We start from the raw sequence: 19,569 nt of genomic DNA, 5'->3' as shown, positions 1-19,569 counted from the left end.
AAAGGATGAAACTGTCACGCGTGAGTGCCGTTAACTGGAACAAGATTCAGGACGATAAAGACCTGGAGGTGTGGAACCGCCTGACCAGCAACTTCTGGCTGCCGGAAAAGGTGCCGCTCTCCAATGATATTCCAGCCTGGCAGACGCTGAGCCACGCCGAACAGCAGCTGACGATCCGCGTCTTTACCGGCCTGACGCTGCTGGACACTATTCAGAATACCGTGGGTGCCCCCGCGCTGATGAGCGATGCGCTGACGCCGCACGAAGAGGCGGTGATGTCAAACATCAGCTTTATGGAGGCGGTGCACGCCCGCTCCTACAGCTCGATTTTCTCGACGCTGTGCCAGACCAAAGACGTGGACGCGGCCTACGCCTGGAGCGAAGAGAGCGCGTCATTGCAGCGCAAGGCGGAGCTGGTGCTGGAGTATTACCGCGCCGACGAGTCGCTGAAGAAGAAGATCGCCAGCGTGTTCCTGGAATCCTTCCTCTTCTATTCCGGCTTCTGGCTGCCCATGTACTGGTCGAGCCGGGGCAAGCTCACCAACACCGCCGATTTGATTCGCCTCATTATCCGTGACGAGGCGGTGCACGGGTATTACATCGGCTATAAGTATCAGAAAGGGCTGGAGAAAGTCAGCCCGGAAAAACGCGAGGAACTCAAAGGTTTCGCCCTCGATTTGCTGATGGATCTGTATGACAACGAGTTGAGCTATACCGAAGAGCTGTACGCCGGAACGGGCTGGGAAGAGGACGTGAAAGCGTTTCTCTGCTACAACGCGAACAAAGCGCTGATGAACCTGGGCTACGACGCGCTTTTCCCGCCGGAGATGGCGGAGGTAAACCCGGCGATCCTCGCGGCGCTGTCGCCCAATGCGGACGAAAACCACGATTTCTTCTCCGGGTCCGGATCGTCGTACGTGATGGGTAAAGCGGTGGAGACAGAAGATGAGGATTGGGATTTTTAATGTATGAATTAACGTTCATTAATTAAATATAAATCTCATTATTTCCATACCACTATTTCACCAGGCACTACACTGTAATTTCCTCGTCATATTCGCCTGAATCACACCGATTCAGGCGAATTTCCCGACGCAGCAGCAAAAAATTGAGAAAAATTCAAACCGTCCTCAGCCCTTTATTCATGGGAAATTCAGCCGTTTCGCTTGCAGCAAAATTCCGGCGTCAGGCCAACTCAGGGTTGCCTCAGATTGTCAGTATGTTAGGGTTATGCCCGTTAACAATTTACCATGGTAATCATATCGACATAAACAAATAACAGGACACTCTCTATTGCATGGCAATTAAATTAGAAGTGAAAAATCTTTATAAAATATTTGGCGAGCACCCGCAGCGCGCATTCAAATATATTGAGAAAGGCCTTTCGAAAGAGCAAATTCTGGAAAAAACCGGGCTGTCGCTTGGCGTTAAAGACGCCAGTCTGGCCATTGAAGAAGGCGAGATTTTTGTCATCATGGGGTTATCCGGTTCGGGTAAATCCACTATGGTTCGCCTTCTCAATCGCCTGATTGAACCCACCCGCGGACAGGTGCTGATTGACGGCGTGGATATCGCCAGAATCTCAGACGCAGAACTCCGCGAGGTGCGCAGAAAGAAGATCGCAATGGTGTTTCAGTCATTCGCGCTGATGCCGCATATGACGGTGCTCGATAATACCGCCTTCGGTATGGAATTAGCCGGCACGCCCGCTCAGGAACGTCAGGAAAAAGCCCTGGATGCTTTGCGTCAGGTTGGGCTGGAAAATTACGCTCATGCCTACCCGGACGAGCTTTCGGGCGGGATGCGTCAGCGCGTTGGATTAGCCCGCGCGTTAGCCATTAATCCAGACATATTATTAATGGATGAAGCCTTTTCAGCCCTCGATCCTTTAATTCGCACCGAGATGCAGGATGAGCTGGTAAAATTACAGGCCAAACACCAGCGCACCATTGTCTTTATTTCTCACGATCTCGATGAAGCCATGCGTATTGGCGACCGCATTGCCATTATGCAAAATGGCGAAGTGGTGCAGGTCGGTACGCCGGATGAAATTCTGAATAATCCGGCGAATGATTACGTGCGCACCTTCTTCCGCGGCGTGGATATTAGCCAGGTATTTAGCGCGAAAGATATTGCCCGCCGAACGCCAAACGGCATTATTCGAAAAACGCCAGGCTTCGGCCCGCGCTCCGCGCTGAAGCTGTTGCAGGATGAAGACCGTGAATACGGTTATCTGGTTGAACGCGGCAATAAATTTGTCGGCGTTGTCTCCATCGACTCTCTGAAAACCGCCCTGAGCGAAAACCAGGGAATCGATGCGGCGTTGATTGACGCTCCGCTTGCCGTGGACGCCGAAACGCCGCTTAGCGAGTTGCTCTCTCACGTGGGTCAGGCGCCTTGCGCCGTGCCGGTTGTCGGTGAAGAACAACAGTACGTTGGCATCATCTCAAAACGGATGCTGCTACAGGCTTTAGATCGCGAGGGGGCAAACAATGGCTGATCAATCAAACCCATGGGGTACCACTGAAGCTGCGGACAGCGCGGCGCAATCTGCCGATGCGTGGGGTTCCACGCCCGCACCTGCCGACGGCGGCGGCGCGGCGGACTGGCTCAATAGCGCACCCGCGCCTGCGCCAGAGCATTTCAATATTATGGATCCGTTCCACAAGACGCTGATCCCGCTGGACAGCTGGGTGACAGAGGGGATCGACTGGGTCGTTACCCATTTCCGCCCGGTGTTCCAGGGGATCCGCATCCCGGTGGATTACATCCTGAACGGCTTCCAGCAGCTGATGCTGGGCATGCCGGCGCCCGTGGCGATAATCCTGTTCTCGCTGATCGCATGGCAGTTCGGTAGCGCGGGTATGGGCATCGCCACGCTGATCTCCCTGATTGCCATCGGCGCGATTGGCGCGTGGTCTCAGGCGATGATTACCCTGGCGCTGGTGCTGACTGCGCTGCTCTTCTGCATCGTCATCGGCCTGCCGATGGGGATCTGGCTGGCGCGCAGCCCGCGGGCGGCGAAGATTATTCGTCCCCTGCTGGATGCGATGCAGACCACCCCGGCGTTCGTCTATCTGGTGCCTATCGTGATGCTGTTCGGCATCGGTAACGTGCCGGGCGTGGTGGTGACCATTATCTTCGCCCTGCCGCCGATTATTCGCCTGACGATCCTGGGCATTAACCAGGTGCCGGCGGATCTGATTGAGGCCTCGCGCTCGTTCGGCGCCAGCCCGCGTCAGATGCTGTTTAAGGTTCAGCTTCCGCTGGCGATGCCGACCATTATGGCGGGCGTTAACCAGACGCTGATGCTGGCGCTGTCCATGGTGGTGATCGCCTCGATGATCGCCGTTGGCGGTCTCGGCCAGATGGTGCTGCGCGGCATTGGCCGTCTTGATATGGGGCTGGCGACCGTCGGCGGCGTCGGAATTGTGATCCTCGCCATTATCCTTGACCGCCTGACCCAGGCTGTCGGTCGTGATTCACGCAGTCGCGGCAACCGTCGCTGGTACACCACCGGCCCTGTCGGGTTACTGACCCGCCCATTTACAAAATAAGGAACAACGATGCGACATAACGTACTTTTTGCCACAGCGTTTGCCACCCTTGTCTCCACCAGCACGTTTGCCGCTGACCTGCCGGGCAAAGGCATTACCGTGCAGCCGGTGCAGAGCACCATTTCGGAAGAGAGCTTCCAGACCCTGATCGTCAGCCGCGCGCTGGAGAAGCTGGGCTATACGGTCAACACGCCGAGCGAAGTGGATTACAACGTGGGCTACACCTCGATTGCCTCCGGTGATGCCACCTTTACCGCCGTGAACTGGCAGCCGCTGCACGACGACATGTATGCCGCCGCAGGTGGCGATAAGAAATTCTATCGCGAAGGCACCTTCGTGACCGGCGCGGCGCAGGGTTATCTGATCGACAAGAAAACCGCTGATAAGTACCACATCACCAATATTGAGCAGCTGAAAGATCCGAAGATCGCCAGACTGTTCGACACCAACGGTGACGGCAAGGCCGACATGATGGGCTGCTCGCCGGGCTGGGGCTGCGAAGCGGTGATTAACCACCAGAACAAAGCGTTCGATCTGGCGAAAACCGTCGACGTGAGCCACGGCAACTACTCCGCGATGATGGCCGACACCATTGCCCGCTTTAAAGAAGGCAAGCCGGTGATCTACTACACCTGGACGCCGTACTGGGTGAGCGACGTGCTGAAGCCGGGCAAAGACGTGGTGTGGTTACAGGTGCCGTTCTCCTCCCTGCCCGGCGAGCAGAAAGATATCGACACCAAACTGCCGAACGGCATGAACTATGGCTTCCCGGTGAACACCATGCACATCGTGGCGAACAAAGCCTGGGCGGAGAAAAACCCGGCTGCGGCGAAGCTGTTCTCGGTGATGAAGCTGCCGCTGGCGGACATCAACGCCCAGAATGCGATGATGCACGCGGGCAAATCCTCTGAGGCGGATGTTAAAGGCCACGTGGATGGCTGGATCAAAGCCCACCAGCAGCAGTTTGATGGCTGGGTGAAAGAGGCGCTTGCGGCGCAGAAGTAAAAACACAACACAACCTTACCCCTCACCCCGGCCCGCCCCCCCTCTGGGGAGAGGGTTAGGGTGAGGGGATTAACCGCACAAACACACACATAACAATCCCCCAACATTCTCAATCATTAGCTATTATGGTTTCCGGAAAAATAATCACTTAACTCACGATTCCTGAAACTAATGACAAAAACATCTCAAGGGCTTAGCCCCGCACTCATCCTTTTAATGTCCGTGGCAACGGGTCTGGCAGTCGCCAGCAACTATTACGCACAACCTCTGCTTGATACTATCGCGCGCGCCTTCGATCTTTCAGCCAGCTCCGCCGGCTTTATCGTCACCGCTGCGCAGCTCGGCTATGCGGCAGGGCTGCTGTTCCTGGTGCCATTAGGCGATATGTTTGAGCGCCGGATGCTTATCGTCTCTATGACGCTTCTGGCGGCAGGCGGCATGCTGATCACCGCCAGCAGCCAGTCGCTGACGATGATGATCGTCGGTACCGCGCTAACGGGGCTTTTCTCCGTCGTCGCGCAAATCCTGGTGCCTCTCGCCGCAACGCTCGCCTCGCCGGAAAAACGCGGCAAAGTGGTCGGCACTATCATGAGCGGCCTGCTGCTGGGCATTCTGCTGGCGCGAACCGTTGCCGGGCTGCTGGCAAGCCTCGGCGGCTGGCGCACCGTTTACTGGGTGGCGAGCGTATTGATGGTGGTGATGGCGCTGGCGCTGTGGCGCGGGCTGCCGAAGGTGAAGCAGGAGAACCACCTGAATTACCCGCAGCTTCTGGCCTCCGTGTTTAGCCTGTTCACGCAGGATAAACTGCTGCGCACCCGCGCTCTGCTGGGGTGTTTAACCTTCGCCAACTTCAGCATTCTCTGGACGTCGATGGCGTTTCTGCTGGCAGCACCGCCGTTCAATTATTCCGAAGGGGTGATTGGTCTGTTCGGTCTGGCCGGTGCAGCAGGTGCACTGGGCGCTCGCCCGGCAGGCGGGCTGGCTGATAAAGGCAAATCGCACATGACCACGACAGCCGGACTGATTTTGCTCCTGCTCTCCTGGGCGGCCATCTGGTATGGGCACGTCTCGGTGCTGGCGCTGATCGTCGGTATTCTGGTGCTCGATCTCACCGTACAGGGTGTTCACATCACCAACCAGACCGTGATTTACCGCGTGAAGCCCGAGGCGCGTAACCGCCTCACGGCCGGATACATGACCAGCTACTTCATTGGTGGTGCGGCGGGTTCGTTAATATCAGCGTCGGCGTGGCAGCATGCCGGCTGGTCAGGTGTGTGCGGGATAGGGGCACTCGTCGCCGCGCTTAACCTGGTTGTATGGTGGCGCGGCTATCATCGTCAGGAAGCAATTCATTAAGTTTTACATTGCTTTGGGCCTCTTAGGGTGTAAAGGGGCCCGGCAGTCTGTTAATGTAAACGTAATCATTTATCCCAGAAATTTTAATGTGGGTGACATATCTACAATTGGCATGAATAGTTCAGACCCCCGTCCCCACATCCTCTCTTCAGCGGGTTTATACCCTACGCTTTCTGTGCTCACCGGGTCACGGACTTACCCGGCGCTCTTTGATGGTGGCATTCGTTTGGCGGATATAACCGCACAAATAATTCATTTACATTATTTGTCACCATCGTTACTATATCGGCTGTAATTAATGAGGTTATGCCCAAAATGGATAGTTCGTTTACGCCCATTGAACAAATGCTTAAATTCCGCGCCAGTCGTCATGAGGACTTCCCGTATCAGGAAATCCTGCTGACCCGCCTGTGCATGCACATGCAGGGTAAGCTGCTGGAAAATCGTAATAAAATGCTGAAAGCTCAAGGGATTAACGAGACGTTGTTTATGGCGTTGATTACGCTGGAGTCTCAGGAAAACCATAGCATTCAGCCTTCTGAGCTGAGCTGCGCGCTGGGATCGTCCCGTACCAATGCGACCCGTATTGCCGATGAGCTGGAAAAGCGCGGCTGGATTGAGCGCCGTGAAAGCGATAACGATCGCCGCTGCCTGCATCTGCAATTGACCGATAAAGGTCACCAGTTCCTGCGTGAGGTGCTGCCACCTCAGCACAATTGCCTGCACAAACTCTGGTCTGCCCTCAGTACTTCCGAGCGCGACCAGCTTGAGCATATCACTCGCAAGCTGCTCACCCGTCTGGACCAGATGGATGAAGAAGGCGCTGTTCTTGAGGCGCTGCGCTAACGCGACGACACGCTCAACAATCCAGATTTATATAAGAAAACCGACAGGCCAGCACGTCACACTGCTGGCCTTTCTGACAACAGGTCGGCTCAGCCGATGTGAAAATAAGAAGATCGTGGAGAACAACAATGAGCGCAAATGCGGAGAGCACTACCCCGCAGCAACCGGCCAATAAGAAAGGCAAACGTAAAAGTGCCCTTCTTCTGTTGACCTTGCTCTTTATTATTATTGCCGTGGCATATGGGATCTATTGGTTTTTAGTATTGCGTCATGCAGAAGAGACTGACGACGCATACGTGGCAGGGAACCAGGTACAGATTATGGCGCAGGTGTCGGGCAGCGTGACGAAAGTCTGGGCTGACAATACCGACTTTGTGCAAAAAGGCGATGTGTTGGTGACCCTCGATCCAACCGACGCCCAGCAGGCCTTTGAGAAAGCCCAGACCGCGCTGGCCTCCAGCGTCCGTCAAACCCGCCAGCTGATGATCAACAGTAAACAGCTGCAGGCCAACATCGACGTGCAGAAAACCGCACTCGCGCAGGCGCAGAGCGACCTGAACCGCCGTGTACCGCTCGGCACCGCTAACCTGATTGGCCGTGAAGAGCTGCAGCACGCGCGCGACGCGGTTGCCAGTGCCCAGGCACAGCTGGACGTGGCGATTCAACAGTACAACGCCAACCAGGCGATGGTGCTCGGCACCAGCCTCGAAAACCAGCCCACTGTACAACAGGCGGCGACTGAAGTACGCAACGCATGGCTTGCCCTGCAGCGTACCAAAATCGTCAGCCCGATGACCGGCTACGTCTCCCGCCGTTCCGTCCAGCCAGGGGCGCAGATTAGCCCGACCACGCCGCTGATGGCAGTCGTGCCGGCAGACAACCTGTGGGTAGACGCCAACTTTAAAGAGACGCAGCTCGCCCATATGCGTATCGGCCAGACCGCAACCGTGGTCAGCGATATCTACGGCGATGACGTGAAGTACACCGGGAAAGTGGTGGGTCTGGATATGGGGACCGGCAGCGCTTTCTCCCTGCTGCCTGCGCAAAACGCCACCGGCAACTGGATCAAAGTGGTTCAGCGTCTGCCCGTGCGTATCGAGCTGGATGCCAAACAGCTGGCGGATCACCCGCTGCGTATCGGCCTCTCAACGCTTGTGACGGTCGATACCGCCAACCGCGACGGTCAGATCCTGGCAAGCCAGGTGCGTAGCAGCCCGGTTTATGAAAGTAACGCCCGTGAAATTAGCCTCGATCCGGTCAACAAACTGATCGATGACATCGTGAAGGCAAACGCCGGTTAATCCGAAGGTGAGCGTTATGCAACAGCAAAAGCCGCAAAAACCGCTGGAAGGCGCGCAGCTGGTCATTATGACCATTGCGCTGTCGCTGGCGACATTCATGCAGGTGCTGGACTCCACCATCGCAAACGTGGCGATCCCAACCATCGCCGGCAACCTTGGCTCGTCGCTGAGCCAGGGGACCTGGGTCATTACTTCGTTTGGGGTGGCAAACGCCATCTCCATCCCTATCACCGGCTGGCTGGCGAAGCGCGTCGGTGAGGTGAAGCTGTTCCTCTGGTCCACGGTAGCGTTTGTTCTTGCCTCCTGGGCGTGCGGCATGTCCAGCAGCCTGACGATGCTGATTTTCTTCCGCGTCATTCAGGGGATTGTCGCCGGGCCGCTGATCCCGCTGTCGCAGAGTTTGCTGCTGAGCAACTACCCCCCAGCAAAGCGTTCGGTCGCGCTGGCGCTGTGGTCAATGACCGTTATCGTCGCGCCTATCTGCGGACCGATTCTGGGCGGGTACATCAGCGATAACTACCACTGGGGCTGGATCTTCTTTATCAACGTACCGATTGGCGCCGTCGTGGTATTGATGACGCTGCAGTCGCTGCGGGGACGAGAGACGCGCACCGAACAGCGCCGTATCGACAGCATCGGGCTGGCGCTGCTGATCCTGGGTATCGGCAGTCTGCAGATCATGCTCGACCGCGGTAAAGAACTCGACTGGTTCAACTCGCAGGAGATCATCATCCTGACCATTGTCGCGGTGGTGTCAATAAGCTTCCTGATTGTCTGGGAGCTGACGGACGACAACCCGATTGTCGATCTCTCGCTCTTCAAATCGCGAAACTTCACCATCGGCTGCCTGTGCATCAGCCTCGCCTATATGCTCTACTTCGGCGCGATTGTTCTGCTGCCGCAGCTGTTGCAGGAGGTGTATGGCTATACCGCGACCTGGGCGGGTCTGGCCTCGGCGCCCGTTGGGGTGATCCCGGTTCTGCTGTCGCCGATTATTGGCCGCTTCGCCCACAAGCTCGACATGCGTCGGCTGGTGACGTTCAGCTTCATTATGTACGCCGTGTGCTTCTACTGGCGCGCGTATACCTTTGAGCCGGGAATGGACTTTGGCGCCTCGGCGTGGCCGCAGTTCATTCAGGGCTTTGCGGTGGCGTGCTTCTTTATGCCGCTGACCACCATTACGCTCTCTGGCCTGCCGCCTGAGCGTCTGGCGGCGGCATCAAGCCTGTCGAACTTCACCCGTACGCTAGCGGGTTCCATCGGGACGTCGATCACCACCACCCTGTGGACCAACCGTGAATCGATGCACCACGCCCAGCTGACCGAAGCGGTGAACCCGTACAATCCGAATGCCCAGCAGATGTACAGTCAGCTTCAGGGCATGGGGATGACGGAGCAGCAGGCATCCGGCTGGATTGCCCAGCAGATCACCAACCAGGGGCTGATTATCTCGGCAAACGAGATTTTCTGGATATCAGCGGGGATCTTCATCGTCCTGCTGGGGCTGGTGTGGTTTGCCAGACCGCCGTTTGGCGCCGGTGGCGGCGGCGGAGGGGCGCACTAATTCGCGTTGTCCAGAACGCGACAGCGATTGTCAGTTTCGATAAAGCAGCGCTCCTGAAATCAATTCACGATAGTGAAAAGACAACAGGAGCGCATCATGCTGAACACACCCGCCGACAAATACCAGCCTTATCCCACCGTTTCATTGCCCGGCCGCCGCTGGCCAGAGCAGACCATCACCCGCGCGCCGCGCTGGCTTTCGACAGACTTACGCGACGGCAACCAGGCGCTTGCCGAGCCGATGGACAGCGCGCGCAAGCTGCAGTTCTGGGATTTGCTGCTGGGCTGCGGATTTAAAGAGATTGAGGTCGCCTTTCCGTCCGCCTCGCAGACCGACTTCAACTTTGTCCGCCAGCTTATCGAAGAGAACCGCATTCCGGATGACGTCACGATTCAGGTGTTAACACAGGCGCGGGAAGATCTCATCCATCGTACTTTTGAATCCCTGCGCGGCGCGAAGCAGGCCACCGTCCACCTGTATAACGCCACCGCCCCGCTGTTCCGCCGCCTGGTGTTCGGTATGGAGAAAGCGCAGATCGTCGAACTGGCCACCCGCGCCACGCGGCTTATCCGCCAGCTTTGTGAAGAGAACCCTGAAACCCGCTGGCAGTACGAGTACTCCCCGGAAACCTTCTGCTTTACCGAGCCGGAGTTTGCGCTGGAGATTTGTGAAGCCGTGGCGGAGATCTGGCAGCCGTGCGATGAACGGCCAATGGTGATCAACTTACCCGCTACCGTCGAGGTCAGTACGCCGAACGTCTATGCCGATCAGATAGAGTATTTCTGCCGCCACTTCAGCCGTCGCCGCGACGTGTGCATCAGCGTGCATCCGCATAACGACCGCGGAACGGGCGTCGCCAGCGCGGAGCTGGCGGTGATGGCGGGCGCGGACCGCGTGGAGGGCTGCCTTTTTGGCAACGGCGAACGCACGGGCAACGTTTGCCTGGTAACGCTGGCGATGAACCTCTACAGCCAGGGCATTAGTCCCAATCTGGACTTTAGCGATATGAATCGGGTGGTCGAAACGGTAGAGACCTGCAACCAGTTGCCTGTCCATCCGCGCCATCCGTGGGCAGGACGGCTGGCCTATACCGCCTTCTCCGGCTCGCACCAGGACGCCATCAAGAAAGGCTTTGATGCCCGCAGGCCTGGCGATCGCTGGGAGATGCCCTATCTGCCCGTCGATCCGCAGGACATCGGCTGCACCTACGAAGCGGTGATCCGCGTGAACAGCCAGTCAGGAAAAAGCGGCAGCGCCTGGCTTATTGAGCAAAACCACGGCCTGAAGCTGCCCCGCGCCCTGCAGCAGGATTTTAGCCAGCACGTGCAGCAGGAAACGGATCGCCACGGGAAAGAAATGACGCAGAACGCACTGTGGCAGCTTTTCCGCACCCGCTACGGGCTGGTAACGACGCCGCAGCTGGCGCTGCAATCCTACCGCAGCGACGGCCAGCAGGACGGCCAGCTGCGGCTGACGGCAAGCGTTGTCACGCAGGGGGGAACGCGCCAGCTGGAGGGTCAGGGCAACGGTCTGCTCTCCGCTGCCGCGCAGGGCCTGAGCCGCTGGGTCAACGCGCCGTTTGTGATTAAGGATTATCACGAACATACGCTGGGCGAACGCAGCGACAGCCGCTCGGTGGCCTATATCCGCTGCCTGTTCCAGGACGGCACCAGCAGCTGGGGCGTGGGCATTGACAGCGACGTGGCGCGCGCGTCGCTTCAGGCGCTGTTTAACGCGGTCAGTCGTTCTTAAAGTAATCGCTGGGAGAGATACCCATCGCCCGGCGGAACATCGCCGTAAAGGCGCTGTGGCTGCCGTATCCCAGATCCAGCGCCACACGCAGCACCGGCTGGCCCTGCGCCAGCCGCACTAAGGCTTCCAGCAGGCGCGCCCTTCTCACCCACTCGCCGTAGCTTAACCCGGTCTGCTGCTGAAAATGGCGGTTCAGCGTACGCTCGCTCATGCCGAGCAAGCTCGCGCTCTGTTGACCGCTCCAGCTTTCACCTGGTAACTGACGGACCTGCCGACACAGCTGGCGTAACGCTTCACTTTCCGGCTCCGGCAGGTGAAACGGCAGCACCGGCATGATGCGAATTTCATCCAGAATGAGCTCATACACGCGCTCGTCACGGCTTCCCGGCGAGTACGACTCCGGTAGCGTCAGGGAGGTGAGGATCAGCTCGCGCAGCAGCGGGGAGATCTGCACGATCTGACAGGTCGCCGGGAGATCGGCTCGCGCCAGCGGATCGATAAACAGCGTGCGGGCTGCAACGTTGCCGGTGATGCGAAGCGAGTGCTGTGTCCCCGCCGGTAGCCAGACGCCGCGCCCGGGCGGCACTACCCAGCAGCCGGATGCGGTATCGACCCGCACGACGCCCGTCAGGCTGTGCAGCAACTGCGCGCAGTCGTGCTCATGCCACGGCTCGCTATCGCCATGAGCATAATCATGCGAAAACGGCACAAGCGGGCGATGGGTAAAGGAGAAGGTGGTGGTTGTCGTCATGAGGATTGTAGGCCCGGCCAGCGAAGCGCCACCGGGCATCCACAGGCACAATACTAGATGTGCAGCTCCTGCAGTTTTTCTTTTGGCAGGGCCAGCTCTTCATTGCTGTTCACGCGAACGTCACGCTCGATGATGTGACGGGCAATTTCCTGGGCTTCTTCCAGAGAGTGCATCTGGTAAGTGCCGCACTGGTAAACGTTCAGCTCAGGGATCTGGTTCTGCTCTTTCACTTTCAGCACGTCTTCCATCGCCGCTTTCCACGCATCGGCGACGCGTTTCTCTTCAGGCTGACCAATCAGGCTCATGTAGAAGCCGGTACGGCAGCCCATCGGAGAGATGTCGATGATCTCAACGCCGTTGCCGTTCAGGTGGTCACGCATGAAACCGGCGAACAGGTGTTCCAGGGTGTGAATGCCTTTCTCCGGCATCACTTCTTTATTCGGCACGCAGAAGCGCAGATCGAAGACGGTGATCGTGTCGCCGTGCGGGGTGTGCATGGTCTTCGCCACGCGGACTGCAGGTGCTTCCATACGGGTATGGTCGACAGTAAAGCTATCTAATAACGGCATACGTCACCTCCGATAGTGATTTTTTTTAAAATAAACTGAACTCTTCTACAGAATGCACGTCTGAGTATATGAAAGACGCGCATTTGTTATCATCATCCCTGAATTCAGAGATGTATATTTTGGCCACAGCGATGTGGCCTTTTTCTTTTCTGCTTAAGCCTGCTTCGCCAGAAACGCCTCAAACGACTCCGTATCCGCCGCTTCAACCTCTTTCTGACGCACCAGGGACGCGTCGCGCTCCGCGACAAAATCCGCTTCGCTCAGGATCTCTAACGGCTCCTGCATCAGCATCTCACGATACTCCGCTGAGAGTGAACGCCCCGTGCCGCCAATCCCCTGCTCGATCATGGTGCGCAATATGCGCGCAGAGAACGTCAGTTCCGGGTTATCAAAGCATTCCACCAGCTGGTCGCAAATCTGTTGATACGCGTCGCCGCCGTCGATGCTGTCCAGAGTGCGGGCAACACGCTTCAGGTCACGGAACAGATCCTTACCAACCTTAGCCAGCGGGAACTGCGCTGTTTCGCAGCCAATACCCAGCGTCAGACCCGGTTTACGACCTTCCAGAATCACGCGGTTCCAGTTCGTGCGCGTACAAAGCAGTTCATCTGAACTCATTTCCGGCGCATCCGCCAGCGCGCACCAGACCATAAACAGATCCAGGAAGCGAACCTGCTGCTCGTCAACGCCAATCGGTGAGAACGGGTTGATGTCCAGCGAGCGCACTTCAATGTATTCAATGCCGCCGCGCTGCAGCGCATCCGACGGCGTTTCACCGCTGTGCGTCACGCGCTTCGGACGAATTGGCGCATACAGTTCGTTTTCAATCTGCAATACGTTACTGTTGATTTGCAGGCGCTTTCCGTCTTTTTCGAGGCCGATTTTCGCGTACTCTTCCGACGGAGTTTTAATCGCCCGCTTCAATCCTGCCACATATTCGTGCAATTCGTTAAACGTAATACCGAGATTGCTTTGCGATTTATTGGTATAGCCCAGATCGCTCATGCGCAGAGAAGTCGCGTACGGGAGATAGTACATTCCGCACTCGGTTTTTTCGAACGGCAGCGTGGTCGGTTTCCCCTGCAGGAACGATGAACAAATGGCAGGCGACGCGCCAAACAGATACGGAATCACCCAGCCAAAACGGTAATAGTTGCGGATCAGACGGAAATAACCGGCGGAGATCGCTTCTTTATCCGTTTCTCCCCCCTTCGCCTGCCAGAACGCCATCGGCAAAGAGAAATTGTAGTGCACGCCAGAGATCGTCTGCATCAGCGCGCCGTAGCGATTTTTAAGACCTTCGCGATAGAGCGTTTTCAGCCGACCAATGTTTGACGTGCCGTACTGCGCCAGCTCAATCTCCTGGCCCAGCTCGATATAGCACGGCATGCTGAGCGGCCACATACGCTCATCGCCGAGATTGCGCGCGGTGTAGCGATGGATGTCGCGCAGGATCGTCAGCATATGATCAATATCGCCGTCCACCGGCGTAATGAACTCCAGCAGCGCTTCAGCGAAATCGGTTGTGATCCATTTATGTGTCAGCGCCGAGCCTAACGCCTTCGGGTGACCCGTCGTCGCTAAGCTACCGTCCGCGTTAACGCGCAGCGTTTCACGCTCAAGACCACGCTGAATACCCTTCAGAGCCTGAGGGTGGTTTTCCAGCCAGGCCAGCGCCTGAGATACGTCCGGGATCAAATTGACCTCCCGCCTGTCAAAGTAATGTTACTCAGCATAATTGTAATGGTTGACGATTGAAGGTCGCGTATTCATTCCACCAATTAGTGCCACCACGTCATACCCTGTAGTGTTGCCCACGCCACGAGAACATAGCGCAACGCCTTGCCAAGGCACAAAAAAAAGAGCACCGGTCCCCAGGAGATGCGCATCCATCCCGCCAGCAGACACAGTAAATCGCCTATTACAGGCATCCAGCTTAATAACAGCGTGGCAGCGCCATAGCGTTTTAGCCAGCCGACTGCCTTTTCCTGCCAGCGCGATTTTTCGCGCAGCGGAAAGAAACGCCCAAGAATAACGTTAGTCAGCCCTCCAAGGCTATTACCCATTGTTGCTATTAATACAAGCAGCCAGGGCTGACTCACGCCGGACAACAGCATCGCCACCAGTACCACTTCCGAATTTCCCGGTAACAGCGTGGCGCTTAGAAAACTGCTGGCGAATAATGAGGCAAGTGACAGCGCGTCACTCACAGTAAGCGCACATCCACCGCCGCCATTCCGGCATCACGCGCGGCCTGAATACCGAAGTCGGCATCTTCAAACACGACGCATTTTGCCGCCGGTACGCCCATTAATTCTGCGCAAAGCAGGAAGGTGTCCGGCGCGGGCTTGTGATTTTTAACATGATCGGCGGCCACCACGGCAGAAAAATAGTGGCGCAGGCCAAGATGGTTGAGCAACGCTTCTGCTATCGCGCTCTCGCTGCCCGTCCCGACAGACATCGGGCGACGCCCGTGCCACTCTTTTACCACATCAATCAGTGGCAGAGGGCGTACGGTATCTAAAAGCATGGCTTTTACCGCATCGGTTTTTTCACGCGCGAGAAGGTGTGGGTCGAGATCGGCCTGATTCAGTTCAATCACGGCCTGCGCAATACGCCAGGTTGGGGATCCGTTGAGGGCAATCATCGCCTGAAGGTCGAAACGCATGCCGTAGCGGCCAAGGACCTCGGTCCAGGCTTGACGATGCGTGGGTTCAGTATCCAGGAGGGTGCCATCCATGTCGAAGATCAAACCGTCATACTGTGCGTACATCGTGCTCTCGCTAAACGATTAACAAAGCATTACTTTATCGTAAAAGGGGGTTTTTGTCGCTGATTGAGAAGTGATAACTACGAGAGTGATTAAGAACTAAACATCGAAGGGAATAACAGAAGGGATGGTGCATCCGGGAGGATTCGAACCTCCGACCGCTCGGTTCGTAGCCGAGTACTCTATCCAGCTGAGCTACGGATGCATCGGGGAAATGCTTTTAGAAACAGTAAATGGTGCATCCGGGAGGATTCGAACCTCCGACCGCTCGGTTCGTAGCCGAGTACTCTATCCAGCTGAGCTACGGATGCATCAGGGAACTGCTTTCAGAAATAGTAAATGGTGCATCCGGGAGGATTCGAACCTCCGACCGCTCGGTTCGTAGCCGAGTACTCTATCCAGCTGAGCTACGGATGCATCGGGATTTACTACTGTACTGCTCGATATTCATATCACTTCGAAAGCAATATGAAGTAATAGATGGTGCATCCGGGAGGATTCGAACCTCCGACCGCTCGGTTCGTAGCCGAGTACTCTATCCAGCTGAGCTACGGATGCAAAATGGCGGTGAGGCGGGGATTCGAACCCCGGATGCAGCTTTTGACCGCATACTCCCTTAGCAGGGGAGCGCCTTCAGCCTCTCGGCCACCTCACCACACAACGCCTCTTTCGAGTGCTTCGAGTGACTCGTTAAGAGCTTCTCGTCGCTGCGTGGCGCATATATTACTTTCTGGGACTTATAAGTCAAACAATTTTCCAAAAGCTTTTATCGTTTGCACAAATCACACGCAATTCGCATGTAAAAGCCGCAAAGAGGGTGTTTTATAAGCGGATTTTGCAGGCAACGCCACAGAAAACATCTGCCGAAATGGCGGTATTGAGACGAGTTAAGGGTAACGGAGTGGTTAAAAAGAGAGCGATTGAAATTAAACGGTAACTTTGAGCAGGAAAAATAGCGGGAGGGTTGCGTCTCGCCCNACAGCGAGACGCGACAATATCAGTAACTGGACTGCTGGGATTTTTCAGCCTGGATACGCTGGTAGATCTCTTCACGGTGGACAGATACTTCTTTAGGAGCGTTAACACCAATACGTACCTGGTTACCCTTTACCCCTAAAACTGTCACGGTGACCTCATCCCCAATCATGAGGGTCTCACCAACTCGACGAGTCAGAATCAGCATTCTTTGCTCCTTGAAAGATTAAAAGAGTCGGGTCTCTTGTATCCCGGCATTATCCATCATATAACGCCAAAAAGTAAGCGATGACAAACACGTAAAGTGTAAGCAGTCACGGCATCACATTCTGTTAAACGTAAGTTTAGCCGATATACACAAACTCAACCTGACTTTATCGTTATCGATAGCACAGTGAACAAGACGCCATAACGTTGCCGCTATGGCGTCTGCTTGTGCTTTGTAGTTATTACAGTTTCGCGCTTACCCAGCTTTCAACGCTGGCTAATGCCGCAGGAAGTGCCGCCGCATCCGTACCACCGGCTTGCGCCATGTCCGGACGACCGCCACCCTTGCCGCCCACCTGCTGAGCGACCATACCAATCAGTTCCCCTGCTTTAACGCGGTCGGTCACATCCTTAGAGACGCCCGCAATCAGAGAAACCTTACCTTCTGCCACTGTCGCCAGCACGATAACGGTAGAACCAAGCTGGTTCTTGAGATCGTCGACCATAGTACGCAGCATCTTAGGCTCAACGCCCGCCAGATCGCTGACCAGCAGTTTGACGCCCTTAATGTCTACAGCCTTGCTGGAGAGGTTTGCACTCTCCTGCGCCGCAGCCTGCTCTTTCAGCTGCTGCAGCTCTTTTTCCAGCTGACGCGTGCGATCCAGCGCAACGCGCACTTTCTCGCCCAGATTCTGGCTATCGCCTTTCAGCAGCTGCGCGATGTCGTGCAGCTGATCGCTCTGCGCATGCAGGCTGGCGATTGCGCCTTCACCGGTCACCGCTTCAATACGACGCACACCTGCAGCCGTACCGGATTCGGAAACAATGCGGAACAGGCCGATGTCACCGGTGCGCGAGGCGTGAGTACCGCCGCACAGTTCGGTAGAGAAGTCGCCCATGCTCAGCACGCGAACGCGCTCGTCATATTTCTCGCCAAACAGCGCCATCGCACCTTTTTTCTTCGCGTCCTCAAGATCCATGATGTGGGTCTCAATTGGCAGGTTACGACGGATCTGCGCGTTCACCAGGTCTTCCACCGCGCGAATTTCAGACGGCTTCATCGCTTCAAAATGCGAGAAGTCGAAGCGCAGCACTTTATCGTTTACCAGAGAACCTTTCTGTGCAACGTGGGTACCCAGCACGTCGCGCAGGGCTGCGTGCATCAGGTGGGTTGCCGAGTGGTTCAGACGAATGCGCGCGCGGCGAGCTTCATCAACGTTAGCCTGGACGCCCTCGCCCACTTTCAGAGAACCGGAAACCAGTTTGCCCTGGTGACCAATCGCCTGACCGTATTTCTGGGTGTCGCTGACGCTGAAGCTGAAACCATTGCCCTTCAGTTCGCCTTTATCGCCAACCTGGCCGCCGGATTCGGCGTAGAACGGCGTTTTGTCCAGAATGACAACCGCATCCTGGCCCGCGCTGATGCTGTCTACGGCTTTACCGTCAACAAACAGAGCGGTCACTTTACCGGTCAGTTCCAGCGCCTCATAACCTTTGAATTCAGACGCGCTATCAACGCGGATCATCGCGTTGTAGTCTGCACCGAAACCGCTGGACTCACGCGCACGACGACGCTGCTCTTCCATCGCGGCTTCAAAGCCTGCTTCATCAACTTTGATGTTGCGCTCGCGGCAAACGTCCGCCGTCAGGTCAACCGGGAAGCCGTAGGTGTCGTACAGGCGGAAAGCGGTTTCGCCATCCAGCGTGTCGCCCTTAAGCTTCGCCAGTTCTTCGTCCAGCAGCGCCAGACCGCGCTCCAGCGTACGAGCGAACTGCTCTTCTTCGGTTTTCAGAACCTGCTCAACCTGCGCCTGCTGGCGTTTCAGCTCGTCGCCGGCTGACCCCATCACGCCAATCAGTGGCCCAACGAGTTTATAGAAGAAGGTGTCCTTCGCGCCCAGCATGTTGCCGTGACGGATCGCACGGCGAATGATGCGACGCAGCACGTAGCCACGGTTTTCATTCGACGGAATAACGCCGTCGGCAATCAGGAACGCACAGGAACGAATATGGTCTGCGATAACGCGCAGCGATTTGTTGTTCAGATCGGTCGCGCCGGTAACGTTCGCAACGGCTTTGATCAGAGTGCTGAACAGGTCAATCTCGTAGTTGGAGTTAACGTGCTGCAGAACCGCGGCGATACGCTCCAGGCCCATACCGGTATCAACGGACGGCTTCGGCAGCGGCTCCATGGTGCCGTCAGCCTGGCGGTTGAACTGCATGAAGACGATGTTCCAGATCTCAATATAGCGATCGCCGTCTTCTTCCGGGCTGCCTGGAGGGCCGCCCCAGATATGGTCGCCGTGATCGTAGAAGATCTCGGTGCACGGACCGCAAGGACCGGTGTCGCCCATCTGCCAGAAGTTATCAGACGCATATGGCGCGCCTTTGTTATCACCGATGCGAATAATACGCTCGCGCGGGATACCCACTTCTTTTTCCCAGATTTCGAACGCTTCGTCATCGGTTTCGTAGACGGTCACCCACAGACGCTCTTTCGGCAGGTTGAACCAGTTTTCACCGGTCAGCAGCTCCCATGCGTATTGAATGGCATCATGTTTGAAGTAGTCGCCGAAGCTGAAGTTACCCAGCATTTCGAAGAAGGTGTGGTGGCGCGCGGTGTAACCGACGTTTTCCAGGTCGTTGTGTTTACCGCCCGCACGCACGCAACGCTGTGAGGTTGTGGCGCGGGAATAATTACGCTTGTCGAGACCAAGGAACACATCCTTGAACTGGTTCATCCCGGCGTTGGTAAACAGCAGAGTCGGATCGTTGTTCGGTACCAGGGAGCTGCTGGCAACAACCTGGTGTCCCTTACTATGGAAAAAATCGAGAAACGCCTGACGGATCTCAGCGGTGCTCTTGCTCATAATTATCCTGAAATCAAGCTAACGAAATGTCGTAGCCAGCCTGTAT

16 protein-coding genes and 5 tRNA genes are annotated in these 19,569 nt (G+C 56.4%); 9 read left to right on the top strand and 12 right to left on the bottom strand.

Annotated features, from left to right (window positions below; all coding sequences use genetic code 11):
* Positions 1-5 precede the first annotated feature (5 nt).
* The 9 genes from nrdF to leuA all read left to right on the top strand — a co-directional run bounded on the left by nrdF (position 6) and on the right by leuA (position 11,381).
* Complete coding sequence (gene nrdF, locus ACTJI7_RS19785; RefSeq protein WP_047367516.1) at positions 6-965, top strand: class 1b ribonucleoside-diphosphate reductase subunit beta; 960 nt, start codon at positions 6-8, stop codon at positions 963-965.
* A 332-nt stretch (positions 966-1,297) separates the two neighbouring features.
* On the top strand, positions 1,298-2,500 hold the full coding sequence (gene proV / locus ACTJI7_RS19780; RefSeq protein WP_045260893.1) for a glycine betaine/L-proline ABC transporter ATP-binding protein ProV: 1,203 nt from the start codon (positions 1,298-1,300) through the stop codon (positions 2,498-2,500).
* Positions 2,493-3,557 (top strand): glycine betaine/L-proline ABC transporter permease ProW, encoded by a 1,065-nt coding sequence (gene proW, locus ACTJI7_RS19775; protein WP_047367515.1) that lies wholly within the window; start codon positions 2,493-2,495, stop codon positions 3,555-3,557. The genes proV and proW overlap by 8 nt, the downstream gene beginning before the upstream one ends.
* Before the next feature lie 9 nt (positions 3,558-3,566).
* A complete protein-coding gene (proX, locus tag ACTJI7_RS19770) occupies positions 3,567-4,562 on the top strand; it encodes a glycine betaine/L-proline ABC transporter substrate-binding protein ProX (RefSeq protein WP_063155553.1) in 996 nt (331 codons plus the stop codon).
* A gap of 171 nt (positions 4,563-4,733) precedes the next feature.
* On the top strand, positions 4,734-5,918 hold the full coding sequence (locus tag ACTJI7_RS19765; protein WP_028014180.1) for an MFS transporter: 1,185 nt from the start codon (positions 4,734-4,736) through the stop codon (positions 5,916-5,918).
* Positions 5,919-6,233: 315 nt separating this feature from the next.
* Positions 6,234-6,764 (top strand): transcriptional repressor MprA, encoded by a 531-nt coding sequence (mprA, locus tag ACTJI7_RS19760; RefSeq protein ID WP_041911975.1) that lies wholly within the window; start codon positions 6,234-6,236, stop codon positions 6,762-6,764.
* A gap of 128 nt (positions 6,765-6,892) precedes the next feature.
* Positions 6,893-8,065 (top strand): multidrug efflux MFS transporter periplasmic adaptor subunit EmrA, encoded by a 1,173-nt coding sequence (gene emrA / locus ACTJI7_RS19755; RefSeq protein WP_440670836.1) that lies wholly within the window; start codon positions 6,893-6,895, stop codon positions 8,063-8,065.
* A gap of 16 nt (positions 8,066-8,081) precedes the next feature.
* Positions 8,082-9,629: a multidrug efflux MFS transporter permease subunit EmrB gene (gene emrB, locus ACTJI7_RS19750; RefSeq protein WP_028014182.1), complete on the top strand. Its 1,548-nt coding sequence runs from the start codon at positions 8,082-8,084 to the stop codon at positions 9,627-9,629.
* Between the two features lie 96 nt (positions 9,630-9,725).
* Positions 9,726-11,381: a 2-isopropylmalate synthase gene (gene leuA, locus ACTJI7_RS19745; protein WP_440670838.1), complete on the top strand. Its 1,656-nt coding sequence runs from the start codon at positions 9,726-9,728 to the stop codon at positions 11,379-11,381.
* On the opposite strand, the gene ACTJI7_RS19740 is transcribed toward leuA, so the two are convergent.
* From ACTJI7_RS19740 to alaS, 12 genes are all read right to left on the bottom strand, one after another.
* Positions 11,368-12,132 (bottom strand): AraC family transcriptional regulator, encoded by a 765-nt coding sequence (locus ACTJI7_RS19740; protein WP_045260898.1) that lies wholly within the window; start codon positions 12,130-12,132, stop codon positions 11,368-11,370. The two genes, leuA and ACTJI7_RS19740, sit on opposite strands and share 14 nt — an antisense overlap.
* A 53-nt stretch (positions 12,133-12,185) precedes the next feature.
* Positions 12,186-12,701 carry an S-ribosylhomocysteine lyase gene (luxS, locus tag ACTJI7_RS19735; protein WP_008499539.1) on the bottom strand — a complete coding sequence of 172 codons (516 nt, stop codon included), beginning with the start codon at positions 12,699-12,701 and terminating at the stop codon, positions 12,186-12,188.
* A 153-nt stretch (positions 12,702-12,854) separates the two neighbouring features.
* Positions 12,855-14,399 (bottom strand): glutamate--cysteine ligase, encoded by a 1,545-nt coding sequence (gshA, locus tag ACTJI7_RS19730; RefSeq protein ID WP_440670841.1) that lies wholly within the window; start codon positions 14,397-14,399, stop codon positions 12,855-12,857.
* An 83-nt stretch (positions 14,400-14,482) separates the two neighbouring features.
* Positions 14,483-14,911, bottom strand: coding sequence for a YqaA family protein (locus ACTJI7_RS19725; RefSeq protein WP_008499541.1), 429 nt, complete (start codon positions 14,909-14,911; stop codon positions 14,483-14,485).
* A complete protein-coding gene (gene yqaB, locus ACTJI7_RS19720) occupies positions 14,908-15,474 on the bottom strand; it encodes a fructose-1-phosphate/6-phosphogluconate phosphatase (RefSeq protein ID WP_045260897.1) in 567 nt (188 codons plus the stop codon). Before yqaB ends, ACTJI7_RS19725 begins: the two co-directional genes overlap by 4 nt.
* A gap of 125 nt (positions 15,475-15,599) precedes the next feature.
* Positions 15,600-15,676: transfer RNA gene (locus tag ACTJI7_RS19715), tRNA-Arg, on the bottom strand.
* 29 nt (positions 15,677-15,705) lie between these two features.
* Positions 15,706-15,782 (bottom strand) — tRNA-Arg (locus ACTJI7_RS19710).
* Between the two features lie 29 nt (positions 15,783-15,811).
* A tRNA-Arg gene (locus ACTJI7_RS19705) sits at positions 15,812-15,888 on the bottom strand.
* A 64-nt stretch (positions 15,889-15,952) separates the two neighbouring features.
* Positions 15,953-16,029, bottom strand: a tRNA-Arg gene (locus tag ACTJI7_RS19700).
* A 4-nt stretch (positions 16,030-16,033) separates the two neighbouring features.
* Positions 16,034-16,126 (bottom strand) — tRNA-Ser (locus tag ACTJI7_RS19695).
* 342 nt (positions 16,127-16,468) lie between these two features.
* Complete coding sequence (gene csrA, locus ACTJI7_RS19690) at positions 16,469-16,654, bottom strand: carbon storage regulator CsrA (RefSeq protein WP_000906486.1); 186 nt, start codon at positions 16,652-16,654, stop codon at positions 16,469-16,471.
* Between the two features lie 241 nt (positions 16,655-16,895).
* The gene (gene alaS, locus ACTJI7_RS19685; RefSeq protein WP_063155070.1) at positions 16,896-19,523 is read right to left on the bottom strand and encodes an alanine--tRNA ligase; all 2,628 of its coding nucleotides are present in this window, start codon (positions 19,521-19,523) and stop codon (positions 16,896-16,898) included.
* Positions 19,524-19,569: the final 46 nt, after the last annotated feature.

It is taken from the genome of Enterobacter sp. 22499 (assembly GCF_052044815.1).
Taxonomy (GTDB): Bacteria; Pseudomonadota; Gammaproteobacteria; order Enterobacterales; family Enterobacteriaceae; genus Enterobacter; species Enterobacter bugandensis.
This window is presented reverse-complemented; position numbering and strand designations above follow the sequence as displayed.

Bases quoted from the DNA above. Each gene is read 5' to 3' on its own strand.
- nrdF (WP_047367516.1), top strand. From the start codon at position 6: ATGAAACTGTCACGCGTGAGTGCCGTTAACTGGAACAAGATTCAGGAC.
- proV (WP_045260893.1), top strand. From the start codon at position 1,298: ATGGCAATTAAATTAGAAGTGAAAAATCTTTATAAAATATTTGGCGAG.
- proW (WP_047367515.1), top strand. From the start codon at position 2,493: ATGGCTGATCAATCAAACCCATGGGGTACCACTGAAGCTGCGGACAGC.
- proX (WP_063155553.1), top strand. From the start codon at position 3,567: ATGCGACATAACGTACTTTTTGCCACAGCGTTTGCCACCCTTGTCTCC.
- ACTJI7_RS19765 (WP_028014180.1), top strand. From the start codon at position 4,734: ATGACAAAAACATCTCAAGGGCTTAGCCCCGCACTCATCCTTTTAATG.
- mprA (WP_041911975.1), top strand. From the start codon at position 6,234: ATGGATAGTTCGTTTACGCCCATTGAACAAATGCTTAAATTCCGCGCC.
- emrA (WP_440670836.1), top strand. From the start codon at position 6,893: ATGAGCGCAAATGCGGAGAGCACTACCCCGCAGCAACCGGCCAATAAG.
- emrB (WP_028014182.1), top strand. From the start codon at position 8,082: ATGCAACAGCAAAAGCCGCAAAAACCGCTGGAAGGCGCGCAGCTGGTC.
- leuA (WP_440670838.1), top strand. From the start codon at position 9,726: ATGCTGAACACACCCGCCGACAAATACCAGCCTTATCCCACCGTTTCA.
- ACTJI7_RS19740 (WP_045260898.1), bottom strand. From the start codon at position 12,132: ATGACGACAACCACCACCTTCTCCTTTACCCATCGCCCGCTTGTGCCG.
- luxS (WP_008499539.1), bottom strand. From the start codon at position 12,701: ATGCCGTTATTAGATAGCTTTACTGTCGACCATACCCGTATGGAAGCA.
- yqaB (WP_045260897.1), bottom strand. From the start codon at position 15,474: ATGTACGCACAGTATGACGGTTTGATCTTCGACATGGATGGCACCCTC.
- csrA (WP_000906486.1), bottom strand. From the start codon at position 16,654: ATGCTGATTCTGACTCGTCGAGTTGGTGAGACCCTCATGATTGGGGAT.
- alaS (WP_063155070.1), bottom strand. From the start codon at position 19,523: ATGAGCAAGAGCACCGCTGAGATCCGTCAGGCGTTTCTCGATTTTTTC.